Source organism: Streptomyces sp. NPDC058240 (assembly GCF_042882135.1).
Taxonomy (GTDB): Bacteria; Actinomycetota; Actinomycetes; order Streptomycetales; family Streptomycetaceae; genus Streptomyces.
In genome coordinates this window covers 54,793-73,347 of the sequence record NZ_JBHVWT010000015.1, presented here as the reverse complement: position 1 = coordinate 73,347, position 18,555 = coordinate 54,793, and the positions used below count along the sequence as shown (strand labels likewise).

Annotated in this window: 18 protein-coding genes; 13 read left to right on the top strand and 5 right to left on the bottom strand. The window is 71.1% G+C overall.

The genetic code is table 11. From position 1 onward, the window contains the following. Window positions 1-409: 409 nt before the first annotated feature. Window positions 410-1,462, top strand: coding sequence for a chitinase (locus ACFVX4_RS23345; protein ID WP_389980439.1), 1,053 nt, complete (start codon window positions 410-412; stop codon window positions 1,460-1,462). 99 nt (window positions 1,463-1,561) lie between these two features. Here ACFVX4_RS23345 and ACFVX4_RS23340 read toward each other — a convergent pair whose 3' ends face one another. After that, window positions 1,562-2,929 (bottom strand): FAD-dependent oxidoreductase, encoded by a 1,368-nt coding sequence (locus ACFVX4_RS23340; RefSeq protein ID WP_389980436.1) that lies wholly within the window; start codon window positions 2,927-2,929, stop codon window positions 1,562-1,564. Between the two features lie 257 nt (window positions 2,930-3,186). Here ACFVX4_RS23340 and ACFVX4_RS23335 point away from each other — a divergent pair, with 257 nt between their 5' ends. The 10 genes from ACFVX4_RS23335 (at window position 3,187) to ACFVX4_RS23290 (ending at window position 13,954) form a co-directional block, all read left to right on the top strand. Further along, the gene (locus tag ACFVX4_RS23335; protein WP_389980434.1) at window positions 3,187-5,253 is read left to right on the top strand and encodes a SpoIIE family protein phosphatase; all 2,067 of its coding nucleotides are present in this window, start codon (window positions 3,187-3,189) and stop codon (window positions 5,251-5,253) included. A gap of 121 nt (window positions 5,254-5,374) precedes the next feature. Further along, window positions 5,375-6,763 carry a wax ester/triacylglycerol synthase family O-acyltransferase gene (locus tag ACFVX4_RS23330; protein ID WP_389980432.1) on the top strand — a complete coding sequence of 463 codons (1,389 nt, stop codon included), beginning with the start codon at window positions 5,375-5,377 and terminating at the stop codon, window positions 6,761-6,763. Between the two features lie 146 nt (window positions 6,764-6,909). Further along, complete coding sequence (locus ACFVX4_RS23325; protein ID WP_389980431.1) at window positions 6,910-7,893, top strand: aldo/keto reductase; 984 nt, start codon at window positions 6,910-6,912, stop codon at window positions 7,891-7,893. Window position 7,894: 1 nt separating this feature from the next. Continuing rightward, a complete protein-coding gene (locus ACFVX4_RS23320) occupies window positions 7,895-8,206 on the top strand; it encodes an L-rhamnose mutarotase (RefSeq protein ID WP_389980429.1) in 312 nt (103 codons plus the stop codon). A 1-nt stretch (window position 8,207) separates the two neighbouring features. Then, the gene (locus tag ACFVX4_RS23315) at window positions 8,208-9,062 is read left to right on the top strand and encodes an amidohydrolase family protein (RefSeq protein WP_389980427.1); all 855 of its coding nucleotides are present in this window, start codon (window positions 8,208-8,210) and stop codon (window positions 9,060-9,062) included. A 36-nt stretch (window positions 9,063-9,098) separates the two neighbouring features. Further along, window positions 9,099-9,959, top strand: a complete 861-nt coding sequence (locus ACFVX4_RS23310; RefSeq protein ID WP_389980425.1) for an Fpg/Nei family DNA glycosylase — start codon at window positions 9,099-9,101, stop codon at window positions 9,957-9,959. Window positions 9,960-10,047: 88 nt separating this feature from the next. Continuing rightward, on the top strand, window positions 10,048-10,800 hold the full coding sequence (locus ACFVX4_RS23305; RefSeq protein ID WP_389980423.1) for a LytR/AlgR family response regulator transcription factor: 753 nt from the start codon (window positions 10,048-10,050) through the stop codon (window positions 10,798-10,800). Window positions 10,801-10,861: 61 nt separating this feature from the next. Beyond that, entirely contained in the window at window positions 10,862-11,224 is a 363-nt protein-coding gene (locus ACFVX4_RS23300; RefSeq protein WP_389980421.1) for a hypothetical protein, read from the top strand. Continuing rightward, the gene (locus ACFVX4_RS23295; protein WP_389980419.1) at window positions 11,221-12,684 is read left to right on the top strand and encodes a cation acetate symporter; all 1,464 of its coding nucleotides are present in this window, start codon (window positions 11,221-11,223) and stop codon (window positions 12,682-12,684) included. The genes ACFVX4_RS23300 and ACFVX4_RS23295 overlap by 4 nt, the downstream gene beginning before the upstream one ends. 40 nt (window positions 12,685-12,724) lie before the next feature. After that, complete coding sequence (locus ACFVX4_RS23290) at window positions 12,725-13,954, top strand: sensor histidine kinase (RefSeq protein ID WP_389980417.1); 1,230 nt, start codon at window positions 12,725-12,727, stop codon at window positions 13,952-13,954. A gap of 19 nt (window positions 13,955-13,973) precedes the next feature. Here ACFVX4_RS23290 and ACFVX4_RS23285 read toward each other — a convergent pair whose 3' ends face one another. After that, a complete protein-coding gene (locus tag ACFVX4_RS23285) occupies window positions 13,974-14,492 on the bottom strand; it encodes a hypothetical protein (RefSeq protein WP_389980415.1) in 519 nt (172 codons plus the stop codon). 125 nt (window positions 14,493-14,617) lie between these two features. Here ACFVX4_RS23285 and ACFVX4_RS23280 point away from each other — a divergent pair, with 125 nt between their 5' ends. After that, a complete protein-coding gene (locus tag ACFVX4_RS23280) occupies window positions 14,618-14,815 on the top strand; it encodes a zf-HC2 domain-containing protein (protein ID WP_389980413.1) in 198 nt (65 codons plus the stop codon). Here the strand turns inward: ACFVX4_RS23280 and ACFVX4_RS23275 are convergent. From ACFVX4_RS23275 to ACFVX4_RS23265, 3 genes are all read right to left on the bottom strand, one after another. Beyond that, window positions 14,749-15,318, bottom strand: a complete 570-nt coding sequence (locus ACFVX4_RS23275; protein ID WP_389980411.1) for a sigma-70 family RNA polymerase sigma factor — start codon at window positions 15,316-15,318, stop codon at window positions 14,749-14,751. The two genes, ACFVX4_RS23280 and ACFVX4_RS23275, sit on opposite strands and share 67 nt — an antisense overlap. Window positions 15,319-15,521: 203 nt before the next feature. Beyond that, entirely contained in the window at window positions 15,522-16,964 is a 1,443-nt protein-coding gene (locus ACFVX4_RS23270; RefSeq protein ID WP_389980409.1) for an amino acid permease, read from the bottom strand. A gap of 109 nt (window positions 16,965-17,073) precedes the next feature. Next, window positions 17,074-17,535: a universal stress protein gene (locus tag ACFVX4_RS23265; protein ID WP_389980407.1), complete on the bottom strand. Its 462-nt coding sequence runs from the start codon at window positions 17,533-17,535 to the stop codon at window positions 17,074-17,076. Between the two features lie 165 nt (window positions 17,536-17,700). On the opposite strand from ACFVX4_RS23265, the gene ACFVX4_RS23260 reads away from it, so the two are divergent. After that, window positions 17,701-18,543, top strand: coding sequence for a polysaccharide deacetylase family protein (locus tag ACFVX4_RS23260; protein ID WP_389980405.1), 843 nt, complete (start codon window positions 17,701-17,703; stop codon window positions 18,541-18,543). Window positions 18,544-18,555: the final 12 nt, after the last annotated feature.

Below are 18,555 nucleotides of genomic sequence, written 5' to 3'. Positions count from 1 at the left end.
CATGTTTGGCGGATGGAGCGACAGGACCCTGCGGCTGGGGGAGGGCACGCCGAAGTGATCGTCGTACGGAATACGACGGGCGGCCCCTATGCAGATCGCAAGGAGTTAGGCAAGCCTAAGCTAAGCCTTTGTGCAACGACAACCGGCCCCCCGGAAAACGCTTTCGGCCCCCTGTCGCACCGGTCCGGTGCCGGTCCAGGGTTCGCGGCCCGGCAGCTCCCTTTGGTCCAGACCTATTGACGGAAGGTTCGGGCCTCCCTAGCGTGTGGCGAGCCGTGAAATGCGAGACCGCATTCCGCCCAGATTGTCAGGGTCATGCCATTCACGCGCCAACTCGCCCTGCGCCGGGCCGCCTCGGGCATCCGCACCGCCCCGGTGGCGCCCGGCCGCGACAGGAAGGGAAGTGAGCATGTTCGGTCGGACATCGCGCCTGCTGGGGGTCGGCCTCGCGGCGGCATGTGTCGTACAGATGCTGGTGGGCGCAACGCCGAGCGCCGCGCAGGACGAGACCTGCGCGGTCAAGTCGAAGCCCGCCGGAAAGGTGCTCCAGGGGTACTGGGAGAACTGGGACGGCGCGTCGAACGGTGTGCACCCGCCGCTCGGTTGGATCCCGGTCACCGACAGCCGCATCGCGCAGCACGGCTACAACGTGATCAACGCGGCCTTCCCGGTCATCCTCTCGGACGGCACCGTCCTGTGGGAGGACGGGATGGACTCGACCGTGAAGGTCCCGACCCCGGCCGATATGTGCCGGGCGAAGGAGTCCGGGCTCACCACCCTGATGTCCATCGGGGGCGCGGCCGCCGGTATCGACCTCAGCTCCGGCGCGGTCGCCGACCGGTTCGTCGAGACCGTGGTGCCGATCCTCAAGAAGTACAACTTCGACGGCATCGACATCGACATCGAGACCGGTCTGACCGGCAGCGGGAACATCAATCAGCTGTCGGCCTCGCAGGCCAACCTCATCCGCATCATCGACGGCGTACTCGCGCAGATGCCCTCGAACTTCGGACTGACGATGGCGCCGGAGACCGCCTACGTCACCGGCGGGAGCATCACCTACGGCTCGATCTGGGGCGCGTACCTGCCCATTGTGAAGAAGTACGCGGACAACGGGCGTCTGTGGTGGCTGAACATGCAGTACTACAACGGCAGCATGTACGGGTGCGCCGGCGACTCGTACTCCGCGGGCACGGTCGAGGGATTCACCGCCCAGACGGACTGTCTGGACAAGGGGCTCGTCGTCCAGGGCACCACGATCAAGGTGCCGTACGACAAGCAGGTTCCGGGACTGCCGGCCCAGCCGGGCGCGGGTGGCGGTCACATGTCGACGGGTCAGGTGTCGCAGGCCTGGAACCACTACGGCAACGCGCTCAAGGGCCTGATGACCTGGTCGCTCAACTGGGACGGCTCGAAGGGGTGGACCTTCGGGGACAACGTCAAGGCGCTCCAGGGCCGCTGAGACGCCGGGGGCCGCGGACCGGGCGGCTCCACCGGGACGGACGGAGCAGCCCTTCCGCCCGGCCGCAGCCGCGGCCGGGCGGAAGGGCGCACCGTACGGTCAGGAACGGGGCTCGGAGGCGTCCAGCATGCCCTCGCGCTCCACGACCTTGATCCGCTCGCGCCCCTGCTCCGCGCCCAGGGCCTTCTCGTGCGCGTCCAGGCGGTACCAGCCCTCGCGGGTGGTGTAGCGGACGCCGCGCTTCTCCAGGAAGGCGGTGACGGCCTCCGGCTCGGGCCGGACCGGGGCGGGCAGCCGTCCTGCGGCCCGGTCCTCCAGCAGGCAGGCCACGGTCTCGTTGGCGTCGCCCTTGGTGTGGCCGATCAGGCCGATCGGGCCGCGCTTGATCCAGCCCGTGACGTACACCGAGGGCATCGGGTCCTCGCCGTCGACGACGCGTCCCGCGGCGTGCGGGACCGTGCCGGAGACCACGTCGAACGGGAGCTTCGGGAGCTCCTGCGAGTAGTAGCCGACCGCGCGGTAGACGCTCCGCACGTCCCAGTCGGTGAAGTTTCCGGTGCCCTTGACGTTTCCGGTGCCGTCCAGCTCGGTGCGCTCGGTGCGCAGGCCGACGACCCGCCCGTCCTCGCCGAGGATCTCCACCGGGGACTCGAAGAAGTGCAGGAACAGCTTGTGCGGCCGGTCGCCGACATCGCGGATGGCCCAGTTCTCCAGCGTGGAGGCGACCATGTTGGCCTGCTTGTTGCCGCGCCGGGTCTCGATCGAACCCGCGTCGTACTCGATGTCCTCGGGGTTGACGATGACCTCGATGTTCGGCGAGTGGTCCAGCTCCCGCAGCTCCATCGGGCTGAACTTGGCCTGCGCGGGACCGCGGCGCCCGAAGACGTGCACCTCCAGGGCCTTGTTGGCCTTGAGGCCCTCGTAGACGTTGGCCGGGATCTCGGTCGGCAGCAGCTCGTCCGCCGTCTTGGCGAGGATGCGCGCCACGTCCAGGGCCACATTGCCCACGCCGAGCACGGCGACCTTCTCCGCCTCCAGCGGCCAGGTGCGGGCCACATCGGGGTGGCCGTCGTACCAGGAGACGAAGTCCGCGGCACCTTGGGAGCCGTCGAGCTCGCTGCCGGGGATGTCGAGCGCGCGGTCCGCGTCGGCGCCGGTGGAGAAGATCACGGCGTCGTAGAAGGACCGCAGATCGTCCAGGTCGATGTCGTTGGGGTAGTCGACGTTGCCGAACAGCCGCAGCTGCGGCTTGTCGAGAACCTGGTGGAGTGCCTGGACGATGCCCTTGATCCGCGGGTGGTCCGGGGCCACTCCGTAACGGATGAGGCCGAAGGGGGCGGGCATCCGCTCGAACAGGTCGATCGAAACACCCGGTTCCTGGGCGGCCTCGGATTTCAGCAGCGCGTCCGCTGCGTAGATGCCGGCGGGGCCGGCTCCGACTATGGCGACGCGGACGGGGCGGGTCATCAGGTGCTGGTCCTTAGAACGGGCGGATGCGGGCAGTGCATCTCAGGGTAAAGGTAAGGCTGGGCTTACCGTGCTCCATGGGACACGGTATCCGTTGCCGGATCGTGGCCTCGGGGCGGTTCGCCCTACGAGACGTCCGGTCCCGTCGTCCGGCGCCCGCAGTGGCGCGAAGTGCACTCGGGTGGCGAGAGGGAGGATTCGCCCGACCGCGCGAGGCTCGCTCGAAGAATCGGACAAATGATGGCAGAGTGACCCACATGGATGATCGGGTAGCGGGTGCCCTGTCACTCCCGGACGACTGGCCCGCCCACCCGGATCTCAGCCTCGCCCTGAACCGTATGGGCAGCTTCGACTGGGACCTCGACAGCGGCCTCATGCACATGGACCGGCCCGCGCTCGACGTGTTCGACCTTCGGGCGGACGAGTACGACAACCGGCCGGAGTCGCTCGGGCGGCGGGTGCCGCCGGACGAGGGCGTACGGCTCGATGCCATGGTCGCGGAGGCGCTCAAGAGCGGGCAGAGCAATTACGGGGCGTACTTCAGGATCAGACGGCACGACGGCGGCCTCCGCTGGACCCACACCCAGGGCTTCATCCGGCGGGACGGGACCGGCCGCCCGCACCGCATCATCGGCATCGTCCGCGACGCGACCCAGGAACTGGCCGACTCCACCGCTCGCCGCGAGCTGGACCACGAGCGCCGCCGCCGCACCAGTCTGGTGGACGGCACCACGGCCGCACTGGCCCACGCCCGCACCGTCGGGGACGTCATCGAGGTGCTGAAGAACTCCCAGGGCCTGGCACATCTCGGGGCGACCAGCCTGGTCATGGGGCTGATAGAGGCCGGACGCATCCATCTGGTGGCCGACGGCCCGGAGGGCTCGTTCGTGCCCGGCACCCGGTACACCCGGACGGACGAGCAGTACCCGATGAGTGAGGTCGTACGCACGCTCACGCCCCGTTTCATCGAGTCGGCCACGGACTTCGCCACCTCGTACCCGATCCTGTGGCCCCACATCAGCCACCTCGGCATCACCTCGGCCGCCTATCTGCCGCTGATCGCCCAGGCCCGGCCCATCGGCGCGCTCGGCCTGCTCTACAGCGACAAGGACGGCTTCACCGGCGACGAGCGCAATCTGCTGGTCGCGCTCGGCAGCTCCATCGCGCAGAGCCTGCAGCGGGCCATGCTCTACGAGCAGGAGCACGACCTCGCCGAGGGCCTCCAGCAGGCCATGCTGCCGCGCAGGATTCCGGACGTGCCGGGGGCGCAGATCGCCGTCAGGTACCGCTCGGCCCGGCTGGGCCGGGACATCGGGGGCGACTGGTACGACGTCATTCCGCTGCCCGGCGGCCGGGTCGGGGCCGTCATCGGGGACGTACAGGGCCACGACACCCACGCCGCGGCCGTCATGGGGCAGCTGCGCATCGTGCTGCGGGCCTACGCGGCCGAGGGGCACAGCCCGGCCACGGTGATGGCGCGGGCCTCCGTCTTCCTGCACGAACTGGACACGGACCGCTTCGCGACCTGCACCTACGCCGAGGTCGATCTGACGACCGGCGTGGTGCAGCTGGTCCGGGCCGGCCACGTCGATCCGCTGGTGCGGGAGAGCGACGGCAACTGCCGCAGGCTGCCCGCGGAGGGCGGGCTGCCGCTGGGGCTCTCGGCCGAGTTCGGGCGGCTCGAATACCCGGTCAGCACCGTCGAGCTGGACCCCGGCCAGACCCTGGTGCTGTTCACCGACGGACTCGTGGAGCTGCCGGGCGCCGACCTCGACGAGGGCATACAGCTGCTGACGGCCATGGTGCGCAGCGGTCCGCAGGACCTCCAGCGGCTGGCCGACCGGCTCTGCGAGGAGGTCGACGAGCGAGGTGGCGAGGACGATGTCGCGGTCCTGCTGCTGCGCCGCAAGGCGGCTCACGCACCCCAGCCGGGCGGCCGGCTTCAGCAGCATGTCGCACAGAGCGACCCGGAGGCGCTGAGCTCCGCGCGCCACATGATCCGGGCGGCGGTGCGGGCCTGGGGTGCCAAGGTACGGGCCGACGAGGTCGAGCTGGCCGCCGACGAGCTGATCACCAACGCGCTCATGCACACCGACGGCGGGGCCATCGTCACGATCCGGGTGCTCACCGGACCCGAGCGGCGCCTGCGGGTCGATGTCGAGGACCGCTCCAGCGCGCTGCCCAGGCGCCGGGACGCGGGGGAGGCCGGGGTGTCCGGGCGGGGGCTGATGCTGGTGGACCGGCTGGCGGACCTGTGGGGCGTGGAATCCCGGGGCAGTGGCAAGTGTGTGTGGTGCGAATTTGTCATCCCGGCACACGAGTGACAGAAACTTGCTTACCTACCCGACAGTAACAGAACGTAACATGTCTGTACTTGACCGTAACCGACCGCGAGCGATTGACTGCGACTCCGTCAGTCTTTGTCTTCGATGACATGAGGACCCGTTGGGAACTGAGCTGCTGGCACCCCTCGATCTCGCCTTCTGGCACCTCGAATCCGATGCCCACCCGATGCATCTCGGCGCGCTCGCCGTCTTCTCCCCGGCCCCCGGCCCGACGCGCGGCGCCGACGCGGAGACCGTGCTCGAACTGCTGGGCACCCGTGCCGCCGCCATTCCCCGGCTGCGGATGCGGGTCAGGGACGTACTGCTGCCCGTCGGCGGTGCGGCCTGGTTCGTGGACAAGGACTTCGACGTCCACCGGCACATCCGGCGGGTGCGGCTGACCGGGGCGGAGTCGCGGGACCAGGACGGCGGATTCATGGCGGGTGCCACCCGGCTCGCCGGTGAACTGATGGAACGGCCCCTCGAACGGGGGTTGCCGCCCTGGCAGATGTACGTCATCGGCGGCGCCGACGGGGGTCCGTTCGCGGTGCTCGTCAAACTCCACCACGCACTGGCCGACGGGATGCGCGCGGTCGCCATCGGGGCCGGGATCTTCGACGAGATCGCCGCCGCCGGCCGCGCCCGCAGCGGTGCGCCGGTCCGCCGGGCGCGCACCGTCCCGCCCCGCTCATGGATGCCGGGCCCGCGCCAGGTGGCGGGCCTCGCGCTCGGCCGGATCGAGGATCTCGGGCGGGCGTTCGGCGTCGGCGCCTCCATGGTGCGGGCCAGCCGCCTCGATCCGCGCGGCGCGCCCGCACTCACCGCGAGCTCCAGCGGCACCCGGCGGCTGGCCACCGCGGACCTGGACCTCGAAGCCGTCCAGCAGATCCGCCGCGTCGCGGGCGGCACGACCAACGACGTCCTGCTCGCGATCGTCGCCGGAGCGCTGCGCCGCTGGATGCGGGAGCGGGGCGAAGCGCTGCCCGACGAGGACCCGCGCGCCCTGGTTCCGGTCTCCCGCCGCAGGCCGGGCCAGGCCGGGGCGACCGGGAACAGGCTCTCCGCCTATCTGCTCGGGCTCCCGGTCGGCGAACCCGATCCGTGGAAGCGGCTGGGCGCCGTCCGGGCCGCCATGGACCGCAACAAGTCCGCGGGCCCCTTCCGCGGCGCCGGCGCGGTCGCCGTGCTCGCCGATCAACTGCCGTCGCTGGCCCACCGCTTCGGCGCGCCGCTCGCCGGGAATGCGGCCAGGATGCTCTTCGACGTCCTGGTCACCAGCGTGCCCCTGCCGCGCTCGGCGCTCTCGCTCGGCGGCTGCCCGCTGCGGGCGGTCTACCCGATGGCGCCGCTGGCCCGCGGCCAGGCCCTCGCCGTCGCGCTGTCCACGTACGGCGGCCGGGTGCGGGTCGGGCTGGTGGCCGACGGCAAGGCGCTGCCCGATCTGGAGCGGCTGGCGCGCTGCGCCGACGAAGAGGTGGCGGAGCTGCTCGCGCTGCTGCCGGCTCACTGAGCGGCCGACGCCCCGATCGGCCATAGATCGGACAGATTTCCAGGAAAGTGCCGTAGTTGGTGACGCCTGAGGTGTTGACGCGCCCAAGTGATCCGATGAATATTCGCTGTGTGCAGGAAGCGATCATCGGGGAGGGCGGCGGAAGCATGCGGCGCAACAGGCTGGGAAGCAGCGCGGTCGAGGTCACCGAGCTGTCCTTCGGGGCGGCCGCCATCGGCAATCTCTTCACCGCCGTCGAACCGGCGCGGGCCGCCGCCGCCGTGGACGCCGCCTGGGACGAGGGCGTCCGCTACTTCGACACCGCGCCGCACTACGGACTCGGCCTCTCCGAACGGCGGCTGGGCGAGGCCCTGCGCGGCCGGCCCCGCGACTCGTACGCGCTGTCCACGAAGGTGGGGCGGGTGCTCGACCCGCTGCCCGCCGGCTCCGGGGCCGGCCCCGACGGACTCTCCGAGGGCTTCGCCGTACCCGCCACCCACCGTCGGCGCTGGGACTTCAGCGCCGACGGCGTACGCCGCAGCATCGAGGACAGCCTGGAACGGCTCGGTCTCGACCGCATCGACATCGCCTATCTGCACGACCCGGACGACCACGCGGAGACCGCGTTCCACGAGGCCTACCCGGAGCTGGAGAAGCTGCGCGCGCAGGGCGTCGTCGGAGCCATCGGCGCCGGGATGAACCAGACCGCGATGCTGACCCGGTTCCTGCGCGACACCGATGTCGACGTGGTGCTCTGCGCCGGGCGCTGCACCCTCCTCGACCAGTCCGCACTGACCGAACTGCTGCCCGAGGCGGCTGCCCGGGGCCGCAGCGTCGTCGTCGGAGGGGTCTTCAACTCCGGGCTGCTCGCCGACCCGCGCCCCGGCGCGACGTACGACTACACGGCCGCACCCCTCTCCCTCCTGGACCGGGCCCTGCGGATCAAGGCCGTCACGGAGGGCCACGGCGTGCCGCTGCGGGCCGCCGCCCTCCACTACCCGCTCGCCCACCCGGCCGTCGCCGGAGTGCTCGTGGGCACCCGCTCCCCGGACGAGGTGCGCGACGCCGCCGCACTGCTCCGCCGCGAGATCCCGGACGAGCTCTGGGACGAGCTGCGCGCCGAGGGCCTGCTGACCGAGAACGGACACTGACATGAGAATCGCCCTGCACACCAAGGTCCGTGCCGACCGCATCGAGGAGTACGAGGCCACACACCGCGAAGTCCCGGCGGAGCTCACCGCCGCGATCCGCGCAGCGGGCGCCACGTCCTGGACGATCTGGCGCAGCGGCACCGACCTCTTCCACGTCATCGACTGCGAGGACTACGCCGCACTCCTCGCCGAGCTGGAGCAGCTTCCCGTCAACGTCGCCTGGCAGGCCAGGATGGACGAACTGCTCGACGTGGCGCACGACTACTCGGCCGACGGCGCCGAGGCCGGACTCCCGGTCGCCTGGGAGCTGTGACATGACCGGTCAGGAACGGATCGTCGACGCCCACCACCACGTGTGGGACCTGTCGGTGCGCGACCAGGACTGGATCACCGGCGACGAACTCGCCCCGCTCCGGCGCGACTTCACCCTGTCCGACCTGGAGCCCGAGGCGCGCGCCGTCGGGGTGGACGCCACCGTCCTCGTCCAGACCGTCACCGTCGCGGAGGAAACCCCCGAGTTCCTGGCCCTCGCCCGGGACAGCGACCTCGTCGCGGGTGTCGTCGGCTGGTGCGACCTCACGGCTCCCGACGTCGCCGACACGCTGGCCGCGCTGCGTGAACTCCCCGGCGGCGACCGGCTCGTCGGCATCCGCCACCAGGTCCAGGGCGAACCCGACCCCGCCTGGCTGCTGCGCCCCGATGTCCGGCGCGGACTGCGCGCCGTCGCCGACGCCGGGCTCGTCTACGACCTCGTCGTCCAGGCCCGCCAACTGCCCGCCACCGTCCAGGCCGCGGCCCTGCTGCCCGAGCTGACCTTCGTGCTCGACCACGCCGGCAAGCCACCCGTCGCCGCCGGTGGACTGCGTCCCTGGGCCGACGACGTCAGGGCCCTGGCCGCCCGCCCCAACACCGTCTGCAAGCTCTCCGGCCTGGTCACCGAGGCCGATGCGCGCTCCTGGACCGTGCGCGACCTGCGCCCGTACGCCGACACCGTCCTCGACGCCTTCGGCCCCGACCGGCTGATGTTCGGCTCGGACTGGCCCGTGTGCCGGCTCGCGGCGACGTACGAAGAGGTCGTCGACGCGGCACGCAGCCTCACCGACGCCCTCACCGCGGACGAGCGTGCCCGTGTCCTCGCCACCACGGCCGAGCGGGTCTACGGTCTCTGACAGGCGTCCCGCCGGGCCTTTTGGCAGTCTGGAACCATGCCCGAACTGCCGGAAGTCGAAGCCCTGCGGGTCTTCCTCGACGACCACCTGGTCGGCAAGGAGATCGACCGCGTCCTGCCGCTCAACGTCAGCGTCCTCAAGACGTACGACCCACCGCCGACCGCCCTGCACGGCGCCACGGTCACCGGCATCGCCCGGCACGGCAAGTTCCTGGACATCGGGGCCGGCCCGCTGCACCTGATCACCCATCTCGCCCGAGCCGGCTGGCTGCGCTGGAAGGACGAATTCCCCTCCGTGCCGCCGCGCCCCGGCAAGGGGCCCCTGGCGCTGCGTACCGTGCTCACCGGCGGCGACGGCTTCGACCTCACCGAGGCGGGCACCACCAAACGCCTCGCCGTGTACCTGGTGCACGACCCGGCCGAGGTGCCGGGCATCGCCCGCCTGGGCCCCGACCCCCTCGACGACTCCTTCGACCGCGACGCGTTCGCCGTGCTGCTCGCCGGGGAGCGCCGCCGGATCAAGGGTGCCCTGCGCGACCAGTCCCTGATCGCCGGCATCGGCAACGCCTACAGCGACGAGATCCTGCACGTCGCGAAGATGTCGCCGTATCTGCTCACCGCGAACCTCACCGACGACCAGATCACCCGGCTCCACACGGCGATGCGCACCACGCTGCACGATGCGGTCGCGCGCTCCAGCGGACTCGCGGCCGGAAAGCTCAAGGCCGAGAAGAAGAGCGGGATGCGGGTCCACGGACGCACCGGCGAGGCCTGCCCCGTCTGCGGGGACACCATCCGCGAGGTGTCGTTCAGCGACTCCTCGCTCCAGTACTGCCCGACCTGCCAGACCGGCGGCAGGCCGCTGGCCGACCGCCGCCTCTCCAGGCTGCTCAAATGATCCGCCGGGGTGCGCCGGCCGGCCGGTACGCGAAGAAGCGGTGAATCACCCGGCCCCGCACCCCCGTGCGCGCTCTACACTCCGGCCCATGCTGCGCGTACTCGCCGTCGACGACGAAGAACCCGCCCTGGAGGAACTCCTCTACCTCCTGCGCGCCGATCCCCGGATCCGCCGCGCCGAAGGGGCCACCGGGGCCACCGAGGCGCTGCGCCGCATCGCCGGCGCGGTCGACGCGGGCCCGGACGACCCGGCCGCCATCGACGTCGTGTTCCTGGACATCCACATGGCGGGCCTCACCGGTCTCGACGTGGCCCAGCTGCTGGCCGGCTTCGCCGCGCCGCCGCTCATCGTCTTCGTCACCGCGCACGAGGGCTTCGCCGTCCAGGCCTTCGACCTGAAGGCCGTCGACTACGTCCTCAAACCGGTACGCCGCGAGCGCCTGGCCGAAGCGGTGCGCCGCGTCGCCGAACAGGTCGGCGACCGCTCCGCACCCGTGCTCGACACCGCGGGCGACCAGATCCCGGTGGAGCTCGGCGGAGTCATCCGGTTCATCCCGATCGACGACATCGCCTACGCCGAGGCCCAGGGCGACTACGCCCGGCTGCACACCGCCACCGGCAGCCACCTCGTCCGCGTCCCCCTCACCACCCTGGAGGAGCGCTGGCGCACCCGCGGCTTCGTACGCATCCACCGACGCCACCTCGTCGCCCTGGGCCGGATCGACGAACTCCGCCTCGACGCGGGCAGCATGAGCGTCCGCATCGGCACCGCGGAGCTCGCCGTGAGCCGCCGACACACCCGCGCGCTGCGTGATCTGCTGATGCGCCAGACCGGCCGCTGACCAGCGCCTACCAGGCTCCGGCCTTCCCACGGCGGTCCGGTGCTGCGTACACTCCGGGCCCATGTCCGCAGAGCCAACGCCCCAGCGCGAAGTGGTGACGGGGGAGCCCCGGCGGGTGCGCCCGCTGCCGCGCTACCGCACCCAGTCGGAGATCGACGAGCAGACCGCACTCGGCGGCGCGTACGTCCGTTCGCTGATGCGCAGCCAACTGCGGGCCGGACTCACCGCGTTCACCGTCCTCGCCGTGGTCGTCGGGACACTGCCGCTGGTCTTCGAGGCCCTGCACAGCGCCGCCCTCGTCTGGGCGGTCCTCGGATTCGCCGCCTACCCGCCGCTCACCCTGATCGCCTGGTGGTACGTGCGACGGGCCGAGCGCAACGAACGCGACTTCGCCCGGCTCGTGGAAGGCCGCCCCGCACAGTGAGCCGTACGTACGCGGTGGCGGCGGTCGCCGCCGTCGTTCTCGCCACCGTCCTCGTCGGCGGTTTCGGACTGCGCATCTCCCGCACCACCTCCGACTTCTACGTCGCCTCGCGCACCGTACGGCCCCGGCTCAACGCCGCGGCCATCAGCGGCGAATACCTCTCCGCCGCCTCCTTCCTCGGCATCGCGGGCCTGGTGCTCGTGCACGGCCCGGACATGCTCTGGTATCCGGTCGGCTACACCGCGGGCTATCTGGTGCTGCTGGTCTTCGTCGCCGCACCGCTGCGCCGCTCGGGGGCGTACACGCTGCCCGACTTCGCCGAGGGGCGGCTGGAATCACGACAGGCGCGCAGACTGGTCAGCGTCTTCGTGGTCGCGGCGGGCTGGCTCTATCTCGTACCGCAGCTCCAGGGCGCGGGGCTGACGCTCAAGATCCTCACCGGGGCGCCCGGCTGGCTCGGCGACGTACTTGTGGCGTCCGTCGTCGTCATCGCCGTCGCCGCCGGCGGCATGCGCTCCATCACCTTCGTGCAGGTCTTCCAGTACTGGCTGAAACTGACCGCGCTCCTGGTCCCCGTGATTTTCCTGGTGCTCACCTGGCAGGGCGACGGGCGGCCCCGGGTCACCTTCGACGAGCGGCTCTCCGTCTTCCGTGCCGACCATCCGCTGTACGCCACCTACGGGCTGATCGTCGCGACCTTCCTCGGCACCATGGGCCTGCCGCACGTCGTCGTCCGCTTCTACACCAGCCCCAACGGCCGCGACGCCCGCCGCACCACGGTCGCCGTCCTCGCCCTCATCGGCGTGTTCTACCTGCTGCCCCCGGTCTACGGCGCACTGGGCAGGCTGTACGCCCCCGAGCTGATCCACGGCGGGGACGCGGACGCCGCCGTGCTGCTGCTGCCCGGCCGGGTCATCGGCGGGCTCGGCGGGGATCTGCTCGGCGCTCTCATCGCGGGCGGCGCCTTCGCCGCGTTCCTGTCGACCGCCTCCGGGCTCACCATGGCCGTCGCCGGAGTCATCACCCAGGACGTGCTCCCCTCGCGCGGGGTCCGGCACTTCCGGCTGGCGACCGTCCTCGCCATGTGCGTACCGCTGGCCGGTTCGCTGATGGTCAGCCGGGTGCCGGTGGCCGACTCCGTGGGAATGGCGTTCGCCGTCTCCGCTTCCTCCTTCTGCCCGCTGCTGGTCCTCGGCATCTGGTGGCGGCGGCTCACCCCGCCCGGCGCCATCGCCGGACTGCTGCTCGGCGGCGGCTCCGCGTTCCTGTCCGTCGCCATCACGGTCAGCGGCGCGGTACGCCCGCCGGGCTGGCCGCACGCCCTGCTCGCCTGGCCCGCCGTCTGGTCGGTGCCGGTCGGCTTCCTCGCGATGATCCTGGTGTCCCTCGCCACGCCCGGCCGCATACCCACCGGTACGAACGCCGCCATGACCCGCTTCCACCTGCCGGAAGCGCTGTGAGGGCCCGGCGGCGGGCCCTCCCGGCCTCGGGGAGAGACCGATGACCGGAGCCGGATACGCGATAGTCGTCCTGCTCGCCCTCCTGCTGCTCGGCGTGGGCTTCCTGCTCGGCCGCCGCACCGCCCGCACCGCCCGCCCCAGCGACGTCGGGACCCCCGTCGAGCACGCCACCTTCGAGACGCTGCACACCGCCTCGCTCGCCGCGCCCCCGCTGCGCGCCGGGCTCACCGAGGAGAGCGCCCGCAGAGCCGCCCGCAGGCTGCGCTCCCTGCTCGGCACCGACGCGCTCTGCCTCACCGACCGCGACCGGGTGCTCGTCTGGGACGGCGCGGGCGAACACCACGGCCACCACGTCATGGACCAGGTGCAGGGCCTCCTCGCCAGCGGCCGGGACACCGCCTTCCGCAGCGACTGCGACGACCTCGACTGCCCGCTGCGCTGGGCCGTCGCCGTGCCGCTCACCGTCGACAACCGGGTACTGGGCACCCTGATCGCCTACGCACCACGAGAGTCCGCAGTGCTGGCGAGAGCCGCCGGAGAGGTGGCCCGCTGGGTCTGCGTACAGCTGGAACTCGCCGAGCTCGACCGCTCCCGCACCCAGCTCATCGAGGCCGAGATCAGAGCGCTGCGGGCCCAGATCTCCCCGCACTTCATCTTCAACTCACTGGCCGCCATCGCCTCGTTCGTCCGCACCGACCCGGAACGGGCCCGCGAACTCCTCCTGGAATTCGCCGACTTCACCCGCTACTCGTTCCGCAGACACGGCGACTTCACCACCCTCGCCGACGAACTCCACTCCATCGACCAGTACCTGGCTCTCGTCCGGGCGCGCTTCGGCGAACGGCTCGCGGTCACCCTCCAGATCGCACCCGAGGTACTGCCCGTCGCCCTGCCGTTCCTCTGCCTCCAGCCACTGGTCGAGAACGCCGTCAAGCACGGCCTCGAAGGAGCCGTGCCGGTTCCCCGGGACGCCGGCTCCGTCCGGACGGGGGAGAGCCCGACCCGCATCACCATCAGCGCCTTCGACGCAGGCTCCGAGGCCGAGGTCGTCATCGAGGACGACGGCACCGGAATGGACCCGGAACGCCTGCGCCACATCCTGCGCGGCGAGGGCGGCCACTCCACCGGAATCGGACTGCTCAACGTCGACGAACGGCTGCGCCAGGTGTACGGGGACGACTACGGGCTCGTCATCGAGACGGGCATCGGCGCCGGGATGAAGATCACGGTGCGGCTGCCGAAGTACCGTGCCGGGGTGCACGGTTCCTGACCGGCGGGCCGGGCACCGCTCAGTGGAGATGGATCGCCAGATGCCCGAGCGGCAGCCCCAGCTGCCAGGCCGGCGTCCACACCTGGGCCGCCTCCTCCGCGTCCGGCTCGTCGCCCACCGGTTCCCAGGGCGGCGCACCGATCGCGTCGAGGTCGGCCGCGAGCAGTTCGGTCTCCTCCAGCCAGCGCCAGGCCGCACGGGCCAGCGCCAGATCGGGATCCGCGCCGGCCGTACCGGACACCGGGGCCGCGTCGAGCGCGTCGAGCCGTTCACGGACCCAGCCGCACCACGCCGCCCCGTACGCCGTCAGCAGGCGCAGCTCGTCCAGCCGGGCCGCGGGCAGTGCGTCGGGCACCGCGCCGTCGGAGAGGAAGACGGTGAGCGCGAGGGCATCGCGCCCCGCGCGGTACTCCAGTGTGGACGGCTCCATCAGATCGCCGGTCCGCAGCATTTCATCAGCGATGTACTCCGCGTACATCCAGGCCATCGGGACCAGCAGCCCGCCCCCACTGGTTCCATCCTGACGCTCCGGGTGCATCCCGTCTCGCCTCTTTCTCTCTTCGGCACCGCACTTCACGGAGCATTGAACCGGGGGAGTGCGCCCCGCGTGGCCAGAAGGACAGGATCCGTCAGGACCGGATCCGTTCACGACACGAGGATGCGATGACCGCCGATCCCGGGGAGGGCCCGCACGTGCGGCATGTGCTCGGCGCCTACGTACTCGATGCGCTCACGGCCTCGGAGACCCGCGCGGTCTCCCGTCACGCCCAGTCCTGCGACCGCTGCGCCGCCGACTACGTGGAGGTCGCGGAGGCCGTCTCGCTGCTCGCCCTGCTGCGCGAGGAGAACCTGCTGGAGTAGCCGGGCAGGTTGCGGGAGAGCTGGCGCAGTGCGTAGTAGGACCGGGACTTGACCGTGCCCGCCGGGATGCCGAGCACCCGGGCCGTCTCGTCCACGGTGAGTCCGCGGAAGTACATCTGGACGAGAACCGCGCGGTGCTCCGGACCGAGGTTGCGTACCGCATCGCGCACATCGAGGGCCGAGACCGTGGCTTCGGCGGTGTCCTGACCGGCCGCGGTGGTCTCCAGCACGGCGTCGCCGACCTCGGTCGGCCTGGCCTGCCTGGACCGGCGCGCATCGATCGCCAGCCGCCGCGCGACCGTGAAGAGCCACGGCCGCATCGAGTCGTACGGGGCGTCGAAGGCCTCCGGATGCTGCCAGGCCCGGACCAGCGTCTCCTGGAGCAGATCCTCGGCCCGCTGCCGGTCGCCGAAGGTCAGACCGAGCAGGAAATGGAAGAGGGTGGGCCCGTGCTCCCGCTGGAGATCCGCGAGGGCCCGCTCATCGGTCGTCGTGGTGGTCATCGTGAATGCCCTTTTCGCCGAGGTCCCTGCCGCTTCACTGCCGACTGGCGTATACGAACGCATCGGGGCGCCCAGGAACAGGCGGTGGGCGGCTCCGTGCGACGAGCGGTCGCACAGTGCGGCGAATGGTGCGGTGAACGGTCGGGCGGCGGCCGGTGCGCGCGGGTGCCGGGCAGCCGCGGCACGACCACCCGGCCGCCCGGTCAGCCCGTCTCCGTACCTGTTCCCGGAGTCTTCGCCATCTCCGACTTCCGGTACGAGTAGCCGAAGTAGATGACCAGTCCGATCAGGAACCAGACCACGAAGCGCACCCAGGTCTGCCACTGCAGGAAGGTGATCAGCCAGATCGAGAACACCACGCCGAGGGCCGGGACGAACGGCATGCCGGGGGTGCGGAAGGTGCGCGGCAGATCCGGCTGCTTGTAACGCAGCACGATCACCGCGATGCACACCACGACGAATGCCAGCAGAATGCCGATGTTCGTCAGCTCGGCGGCCTCGCCGATCGGCAGGAACCCGGCGATCAAGGCCGCGCCGGCACCGACGATCCAGGTCACCCGGGTCGGCACGTGGCGGGTCGGGTGGGTCTTGGCGAACCACTTCGGCAGCAGCCCGTCACGGCTCATCGAGAACCACACCCGGGTCACCCCGAGCATGAAGGTGAACATCACCGTGAGGATGCCGATGATCGCGCCCACCGCGATCACATCGGCGAGCCGGTTGAGCCCCACCGACTTGAAGGCCGTGGAGAATCCGGACTCCGGGTCGATGTCCTTGTAGCTCTGCATCCCCGTCAGCACCAGACACGCCGCCACATAGAGCACCATGGAGATCCCGAGGGAGTAGAGGATCGCCTTCGGCATGTGGTGCTGGGCGTCCTTCGACTCCTCGGCGGCTGTCGACATGGCGTCGTACCCGAACACCGCGAAGAACACCGTGGCCGCACCGGTGAAGGCCCCGCTCACCCCGAACGGGAAGAACGGCTTGTAGTTGGCGGTGTTGATGTGGAACACGCCGACGCCGATGACCAGCAGGACGACCAGGACCTTCAGGACGACCACGACCGTCTCGAAGCGGGCCGCGTTCTTGATCCCGAGGGTCAGCAGGTACGCGACGAGCAGACAGAGCAGCGCGGCGAACAGGTCCACCCGGTGGCCGTCGCCGGTGCCGGGCGCGCCCAGCATCCACTTCGGTACCTCGAGCCCCATCTCCCCGAGCAGGAAGCTGAAGTAGCCGGAGATGCCGATCGCGACCACCGCCACGATCGCCGTGTACTCCAGCAGCAGGTCCCAGCCGATGAACCAGCCCACCAGCTCGCCGAGCACCGCGTATCCGTAGGTGTACGCGGAGCCGGCCTTCGGGATCAGGCCCGCGAACTCCGCGTAGCTGAAGGCGGCCGCCGCGCTCGCCACTCCCGCGATCAGGAACGAGAGCAGCACCGCGGGACCGGCGGTGCCGTTCGCCACCGTGCCGGCGAGGGTGAAGATGCCCGCGCCGATGATGCCGCCCACACCGATGGCGGTGAGCTGCCACAGTCCGAGCGTTCTGGTGAGCTGAGTGGCGACTTCCCCCGCGGGCCCCTTCTCGTCGATCTTCTCGATCGGCTTGCGGCGCAGCACGCTCTCGCCCACTCGGAGCCTTGCCATGAGTCACCTCTCCGCTGCCGGCTGTCCCTGACGGGCGCTCATGATGGCTCAGGCGGAGCCGGTGCGGAAGACGGCGTGCCGTCCGACGGAGCGGAGGATTCCGCGGCGCTTACGGGACCACCGTGACGGGCCAACGGCCCGCCTTCACCAGCCGGATCGCGACCGAGCCGATGAACCGGTGCCCGGCCGACTCCGAGGCGCCCACGACCACGGCATCCGCCTTCAGTTCGTCCGCCGCGGTCACGAGTCCGTTGTACGGGTCGCCGCGGAAGGTGTGGAACTCCCAGCGCACATCCCATATGTCCTTCATCCGCCGCGTCGCCTCCCGGATCTCGCTCACCAGCCCCTCCGCGATCTCGCCCGTCGCGTCGGCGACCGGCGCGCCGAGCGAGGCCCCCGCGGGCAGCACGGGCTGGACATAGACGAGGGCGAGCATGGCGCCCTGGCGACGGGCCAGCCCCGCAGCGTATGCCGCGGCACGCATGGAGGAATCGGACCCATCGAGGCCTGCGACGATCACTTTCGGGCCGTCTGTGCCACGTTCGAACATATGAGGCTGCGGTTCTGTCACGGCAGTGAGGCTATCCGCTGCCCGGTCCGACCTCGGAGCGGGCTGCGGCACGGCCTCGTCCGAAGCTGCCGGATGGATCGCCGGAGATCCCTCCATTGGGTGCAAAACCCTCCGCGGCCGGTGTCGATGGCAAGGGCCGGGCCGCCGCCGTGCGAGCAGTTGGTCATGAAACATGATCAGAGGCTGCCGGGGCGCAGGACACTGCTTCGACTGGCCGCCGGACTCGGTGCGGCCGCAGCCGTGCCCGTGATTGCAGCGGATCCGGCCGGAGAACCGGTCAGGGCGACCGCACCGCCCACGGCCGGGGCAGCCGGACCGCCGTCGACCCTCCGGGCGGGGCCCACCGCCTACCGGCTCCAGCCCATGACCGCGGGCACCCCGCCCCGCTTCCGGCCGACGGCGCCGCCGGTCCGCACAAGACCCTTCGAGGAGCTGCCCGGGATCGGGCATGCCATGGTGCTCACCTTCGACGACGGGCCCGACCCGCTCTACACCCCGCACATCCTCGCGACCCTGCGCGAACACGATGTCCGCGCGATGTTCTTCCTCTGCGGAGAAATGGCCAACGACAACCAGGACCTGGTGCGGGCCATCGCCGACGACGGCCACACCATCGGAAACCACTCCTGGAACCACCCTCTGGTCACCAGACTCTCCCGGGCCGGTGTCCGCGCCGAACTCGGCCCCACCAGCGAGGTCATCGAGAGGATCACCGGCGCCGCGCCGCTCTGGTACCGGGCGCCGTACGGAGCGTGGAACCGCAACTCCTTCGAGATCGCTGCCGACATGGGCATGGAACCGATGGCCTGGACCGTCGACACCTTGGACTGGACCGAACCCGGAGTCGGCACGATCGTCCGCCGGGTCCGGGAAGGGGCCGCTCCCGGCGTCGTCGTGCTGTCGCACGACGCCGGGGGCAACCGTTCGCAGAGCGTGGCCGCGCTGCGGCGGTACCTGCCCGAACTGCTCGACGACGGCTACCGGATCACGGTGCCGCAGCGCCGTTGAGCGGGTGGCGGC

Coding starts and splice junctions, on each gene's coding strand:
- ACFVX4_RS23345 (WP_389980439.1), top strand. CDS start 410: ATGTTCGGTCGGACATCGCGCCTGCTGGGGGTCGGCCTCGCGGCGGCA.
- ACFVX4_RS23340 (WP_389980436.1), bottom strand. CDS start 2,929: ATGACCCGCCCCGTCCGCGTCGCCATAGTCGGAGCCGGCCCCGCCGGC.
- ACFVX4_RS23335 (WP_389980434.1), top strand. CDS start 3,187: ATGGATGATCGGGTAGCGGGTGCCCTGTCACTCCCGGACGACTGGCCC.
- ACFVX4_RS23325 (WP_389980431.1), top strand. CDS start 6,910: ATGCGGCGCAACAGGCTGGGAAGCAGCGCGGTCGAGGTCACCGAGCTG.
- ACFVX4_RS23320 (WP_389980429.1), top strand. CDS start 7,895: ATGAGAATCGCCCTGCACACCAAGGTCCGTGCCGACCGCATCGAGGAG.
- ACFVX4_RS23315 (WP_389980427.1), top strand. CDS start 8,208: ATGACCGGTCAGGAACGGATCGTCGACGCCCACCACCACGTGTGGGAC.
- ACFVX4_RS23310 (WP_389980425.1), top strand. CDS start 9,099: ATGCCCGAACTGCCGGAAGTCGAAGCCCTGCGGGTCTTCCTCGACGAC.
- ACFVX4_RS23305 (WP_389980423.1), top strand. CDS start 10,048: ATGCTGCGCGTACTCGCCGTCGACGACGAAGAACCCGCCCTGGAGGAA.
- ACFVX4_RS23300 (WP_389980421.1), top strand. CDS start 10,862: ATGTCCGCAGAGCCAACGCCCCAGCGCGAAGTGGTGACGGGGGAGCCC.
- ACFVX4_RS23290 (WP_389980417.1), top strand. CDS start 12,725: ATGACCGGAGCCGGATACGCGATAGTCGTCCTGCTCGCCCTCCTGCTG.
- ACFVX4_RS23285 (WP_389980415.1), bottom strand. CDS start 14,492: ATGCACCCGGAGCGTCAGGATGGAACCAGTGGGGGCGGGCTGCTGGTC.
- ACFVX4_RS23280 (WP_389980413.1), top strand. CDS start 14,618: ATGACCGCCGATCCCGGGGAGGGCCCGCACGTGCGGCATGTGCTCGGC.
- ACFVX4_RS23275 (WP_389980411.1), bottom strand. CDS start 15,318: ATGACCACCACGACGACCGATGAGCGGGCCCTCGCGGATCTCCAGCGG.
- ACFVX4_RS23270 (WP_389980409.1), bottom strand. CDS start 16,964: ATGGCAAGGCTCCGAGTGGGCGAGAGCGTGCTGCGCCGCAAGCCGATC.
- ACFVX4_RS23260 (WP_389980405.1), top strand. CDS start 17,701: ATGAAACATGATCAGAGGCTGCCGGGGCGCAGGACACTGCTTCGACTG.